This is a genomic window from Intrasporangium sp. Soil_C_50 (genome assembly GCF_057656595.1).
On record NZ_JBDGKB010000025.1, the window covers coordinates 1 to 4,579 of the forward strand.

The 4,579-nt window shown below is 72.4% G+C and carries 4 protein-coding genes; 1 reads left to right on the top strand and 3 read right to left on the bottom strand.

The window, feature by feature from the left end; genetic code table 11:
• Positions 1–153: 153 nt before the first annotated feature.
• A complete protein-coding gene (locus tag AC3A5R_RS23025) occupies positions 154–1,212 on the bottom strand; it encodes a phytanoyl-CoA dioxygenase family protein (protein ID WP_487623104.1) in 1,059 nt (352 codons plus the stop codon).
• A gap of 261 nt (positions 1,213–1,473) precedes the next feature.
• Between AC3A5R_RS23025 and AC3A5R_RS23030 the strand changes: the two genes are divergently transcribed.
• Positions 1,474–2,526 (top strand): LacI family DNA-binding transcriptional regulator, encoded by a 1,053-nt coding sequence (locus tag AC3A5R_RS23030; RefSeq protein ID WP_487623105.1) that lies wholly within the window; start codon positions 1,474–1,476, stop codon positions 2,524–2,526.
• A 69-nt stretch (positions 2,527–2,595) separates the two neighbouring features.
• Here AC3A5R_RS23030 and AC3A5R_RS23035 read toward each other — a convergent pair whose 3' ends face one another.
• Together AC3A5R_RS23035 and AC3A5R_RS23040 are read right to left on the bottom strand one after the other, a co-directional pair.
• The gene (locus tag AC3A5R_RS23035) at positions 2,596–3,174 is read right to left on the bottom strand and encodes an HIT family protein (protein WP_487623106.1); all 579 of its coding nucleotides are present in this window, start codon (positions 3,172–3,174) and stop codon (positions 2,596–2,598) included.
• 104 nt (positions 3,175–3,278) lie between these two features.
• The gene (locus AC3A5R_RS23040; RefSeq protein WP_487623107.1) at positions 3,279–4,013 is read right to left on the bottom strand and encodes a sulfite exporter TauE/SafE family protein; all 735 of its coding nucleotides are present in this window, start codon (positions 4,011–4,013) and stop codon (positions 3,279–3,281) included.
• Between the last annotated feature and the right edge of the window lie 566 nt (positions 4,014–4,579).

Here is a 4,579-nt window from a genome sequence, read left to right on the forward strand (position 1 = left end):
GCCCCCCCGCCCCGCCCCCCGCCCCTTGATCGAGTGAGCACTCAGCCCCACCCGTCACATGACGGGTGGGGCAGGAGTGACGAAGTGCTCACTCGATGGAAGGGGGAGGGGGAGGGCTGAGGGCGAGCGGGGGAAGGGTGGGCGAGCGGGCCGTCAGTGGGAGCGGCGGGCGTCGGCCTGGGCGCCGAGTCGGCGGTGCAGCTCGGCCGGGTCGACGCCGTCGGCCAGGGCGTCGCTCACGACGTCGGCCTGGCTGGGCGGGGCCATGCCGCCGATCGGCTGGTCGCGGTCGAGGTTGGTCGGGAACGCGTACCCCTCGGCGCTCGCGGCGACGGCATTCGCCATGGCCCGCCCGACGCGTCCGTCCCCCGTCCGCGAGACCTCGGCGAGGAGCGTCGGGTAGAGGGCTTCGACGACGCGCTGCCGGTCGACGGTCTCCATCGCTCGACCGAAGGCCGACGACACCTGCAGCAGGTTGGCCATGCGCCGGATGCCGGTCAAGTGGTTCGTGCCGGCCGCGTGGAACAGGGCCGGGTTGAAGAAGACGGCGTCGCCCTTGGCGAGGGGCAGCTGCACGTGGTGGGCCACGAAGTACTCCTGGAACTCCGGACGCTGGTAGGCGACGTAGCCGTGCGCGTACTTCTGGCTGTGCGGCAGGTAGAGCGTCGGACCCGACTCGACGGGCATGTCGCAGTGGGCCACCGCGCCCTGCAGCGTCAGCACCTGCGACAGCGCGTGCACGTGTGCCGGGTACCGCGCGCAGACCTCGTCGCTCTGGAAGCCGAGGTGGTAGTCGCGGTGCACGGTCTGGCCGGCGCCGCCGGGGTTGACGACGTTGACCTGGGAGGTCACCTGGTAGCCCGGGCCGAGCCATGCGGTCGCGGCCAGGGCGAGGACGTCGTTGGCGTAGTAGTCGACGAAGGCCTGCGGGTCGGTCACGGCGAGCTTCTCGAGGGCGTTCCAGACACGGTCGTTGGCGCCCGGCTTGGCGAAGTGGTCGCCGGACGACGTTCCGGCAGAGCGCTGCTCGCTGATCATCGCGTCGAACGCAGCCGTGACGCGGTCGACGACCGACGCCTCGAAGGCGCCCTCGACGACGACGATCCCCGGCCCTCCGGAGAGGGCACCGGCGATCTCGGCGAGCACCGCGCGCCGGCCCTCCTCGTCGGCGGTGGCCGCGGCCACGAGCCGGTCGGCCGCGTACACGGGCACCTCGCCCTCGAGCCGCGACGCGTGCGGGTGGTCCTTCAGGCGGGTGCGGTCGGCGAGGACCTCGAGCAGGTCGGCGAGCCGGCAGTCCTCGGGCAGGAGCCAGGGGTGGATGGGGCGGGCGGTCAGGGTCAGGACGTCCTCCTCGACGCGGCGTTGTGCTGGGGCGGTCCCTCTCAGGATGGATCCGCCGTACTCGTGCCGGACCCCCTCAAGACCTCAGAAAGCCCTCAGTCCGAGCACGACTCGCACTACCGTGACGCCATGGCCAGGACGGCGCCGCGCACCCACCGCGTCCGCGACATCGCGGAGCAGTCGGGCCTGTCCGAGGCCACCGTCGACCGCGTGCTGCACGGCCGCATCGGGGCGAGCTCGCGGGCCGTCCGGGCCGTCGAGCAGGCGGTCCTCGACCTCGACCGCCAGCAGTCGCAGCTGCGGATTGCCGCCCGGACGCTCGTCGTCGACGTCGTCATGCAGGCACCCGAACGCTTCTCGGGCGCGGTGCGCGCCGCGCTCGAGGCCGAGCTGCCGGCCGCCCGTCCCGCCGTGGTGCGGGCCCGGTTCGACCTGCGCGAGAACGCCGACCCGTCCGCCGCTGTCGCCTCCCTCGATGCGGTCGGTCGCCGGGGTCGGCTCTCGCACGGGGTCCTGCTCAAGGCGCCCGACCACCCGGACGTCGCCGCGGCGGCCCGACGCGTCGCGGCCCGCGGCATCCCGGTCGTCACGCTCGTCACGGACGTCCACGACTCCGGACGCGTCGCCTACGTCGGCCTCGACAACGCGGCAGCCGGGCGCACCGCCGCCTACCTCGTCGCGCGCTGGCTCGGGCCCGACCGTGGCACGGTGCTCGTCACGACGAGCGGCTCGGCCTTCTTCGGCGAGCGGGAGCGCATCGACGCGTTCCGCGCGCAGCTGCCTCACGTGGCCGCCCGCGTCGGCACCGCCGTCGTCACCGACACCGACGGTCTCGACGCCTCGCTCGCCGACGCCGTCCGTACGGCACTCGCCGCCGACGCGTCGATCCGCGGCGTGTACTCGGTCGGCGGCGGAAACCACGCGACGGCAAGCGAGTTCGCGCGGGTCGGTCGCGAGTGCCAGGTGTTCGTCGCGCACGACCTCGACGCCGACAACCTCGAGCTGCTGCGCACCGGCGTCGTCTCTGTGGTGTTGCACCACGACCTCGGCGCGGACATGCGGCGGGCGTTGCGGCAGGTCATGCGCGCCCACCGGCTCCTGCCGGGGGCGCCGACGTCGGTGCCGGCCAACGTCGAGGTCGTGACGCCGTACAACCTCCCCGCCCGGGTGCGCCCGGAATGACCGGTTCGATGTATCCGGCGGCCACCGGTGACCGCCGGATACATCGAACCGGTTGGAACGGCGGGGCGGTCAGGCGGTGGACTCGAGCGCCGCGGCGACGCGCTCGGCCGCCTCGCGCAGGGCCTCGTCGGTCACGTTCGGCAGCACGTCCTCCCAGAGTGGGAGCATCGGCCCGCTCGCGTCGAGCATGCCGAGCGGTCGCGGGATGAACCAGACGTGGAAGTGCGCGCCGCCGTCGCCCCACCGGTAGAGGTGGACGCGTCCGACGCCGCCGAGGGCGAGGATCGCCCGCTCGACCCGAGCCACGACGAGCCCGAAGGTCGCGGCGGCCGCGTCGGGCAGGTCCTGGAAGGAGTCGACGTGCTCGCGGCTCGCCAGCCAGACCGCGCCGGGAAGGCTGCCCCCGACGGGTGGGTGCAGCGTCCAGTGCTCGTCGCTCCAGACGGCGCTGGTCGTGTGGCGCTCGCAGACGCCGCACGGCTCGCCGCCGGGCTCGCCGCGGCGGGGCGGCTCGGGGACGACCAACGGTGCGGGGGCGCGCGGAGTCAACGGGGTGGTCCAGGGGAGGGTGTCGAAGTTCGTCGGGACGAGGTCGTCGGCAGAGGGGGGAAGCGGGTAGCGGGTCTCGGACTGCGTGTCGGTGCTCATGTCCGAGAGCCTCCGCCCGCGCCGGCGAGCAGCGCTTGATTGTTCTCGCCCTCTTGGGCGCATCTCATGGGCGGGTGGGCCGCCCGATCGGCGCGTCGACGCGGTCAGCGGACGACGAGGGCCAGCGCCGACACGACTGTCGCGGCGAGGACTGCCTGGTCGAACCGCGTCTGGCTGAGCCGGCGTGCGGTGTGCAACCCCACCCACGCGCCGAGCAGCACGAACGGCGCCAGCGCCAGGGTTTGCCAGAGCATCCCCGCGGTGAACAGCCCGAGCCCGATGCTGAACGGCACCTTGCAGAGGTTGACGCCGAAGAAGAAGAGCGCGCCCGTGCCGAGGAACCGACGCTTCTCGACGCCCTGGGCCACGAGGTAGAGCGTCATGACGGGGCCTGCCGCGTTGGCCGTCATCGTGGCGAAGCCGGAGGCCAGGCCGGTTCCCACCGCGGCGGCGCGGGAGTCGGAGATGCGGCTCGTGTCGGGGCTGCGCCACACGAGGACGAGCTGCACCACGGCGAAGACGAGCAGCAGCACCCCGATGCAGCGACGCAGCGTCTCGTCGTCGACCCACGCCAGGAAGAGCGCCCCGAGGGCGAGGCCGGGCAAGACCGCGGGGATGAGCCGACGCAGCAGCGCGAGGTCGGCGTCACGCCGGTAGTGCCACACGGCGTAGGCGTCACCGACGAGCAGGAGCAGCAGGATGGCGGCCGTCGACTCCCGGGTCGGCATGGCGAAGGCGAAGATCGCGATGGAGATCGTCGCGACGCCGCCGATGGCCGTCTTGGCGAAGCCGACGAGCAGCGCTGCGACCGCGAGCAGCGCGAGCGTCGTCAGCGTCATGTCGGGAGGGTAGGGCGGGCCACGGGCGCCGCGACAGCGTGCGTCCGAACGCCGGATCGACGTCCGGAACAGGTCCTGATCGGGGCCGCGCCAGGTCCGCAACAGGGGGCGGATGAGCCTCGGATCGAGCCTCGGGGGAGCCGTTTTGGCGGTCCGGGCGATCGCCTGTACTGTTCTCTTCGTCAGCCCGACAGGGAGCAACGGACGCCACCGCGATCGACTCGATCGAGAGCGAAGTTGGCCGGTCTCTGCGGATGACATCGTACCGGTTCACGGCCCTCCTCACGGAGATCCACACGAACCTGTCCCCGGCCGGAACGGCCGCCCCTGACACGGTCAGGAGCACTGGTTCGGATGGGGTAAAGTTGCGGAGCCCGCCGAGACCGGCGGACTGAATCTGGTCGCTCTTCACGAGCGGGTCACGGATTTGGTCCGAACGGCGCGGACGGGTAAGTTTGAACGGTTGCCCCGGAGGCCGGGCCTGCGTGTGTGGGTGTGGTTGATGGTGTGTGTCTGATGCTTGAGAACTCAACAGCGTGTCAAAAATCGATGCCAATACCTCGTCT

Bases quoted from the DNA above. Each gene is read 5' to 3' on its own strand.
- AC3A5R_RS23030 (WP_487623105.1), top strand. From the start codon at position 1,474: ATGGCCAGGACGGCGCCGCGCACCCACCGCGTCCGCGACATCGCGGAG.
- AC3A5R_RS23035 (WP_487623106.1), bottom strand. From the start codon at position 3,174: ATGAGCACCGACACGCAGTCCGAGACCCGCTACCCGCTTCCCCCCTCT.
- AC3A5R_RS23040 (WP_487623107.1), bottom strand. From the start codon at position 4,013: ATGACGCTGACGACGCTCGCGCTGCTCGCGGTCGCAGCGCTGCTCGTC.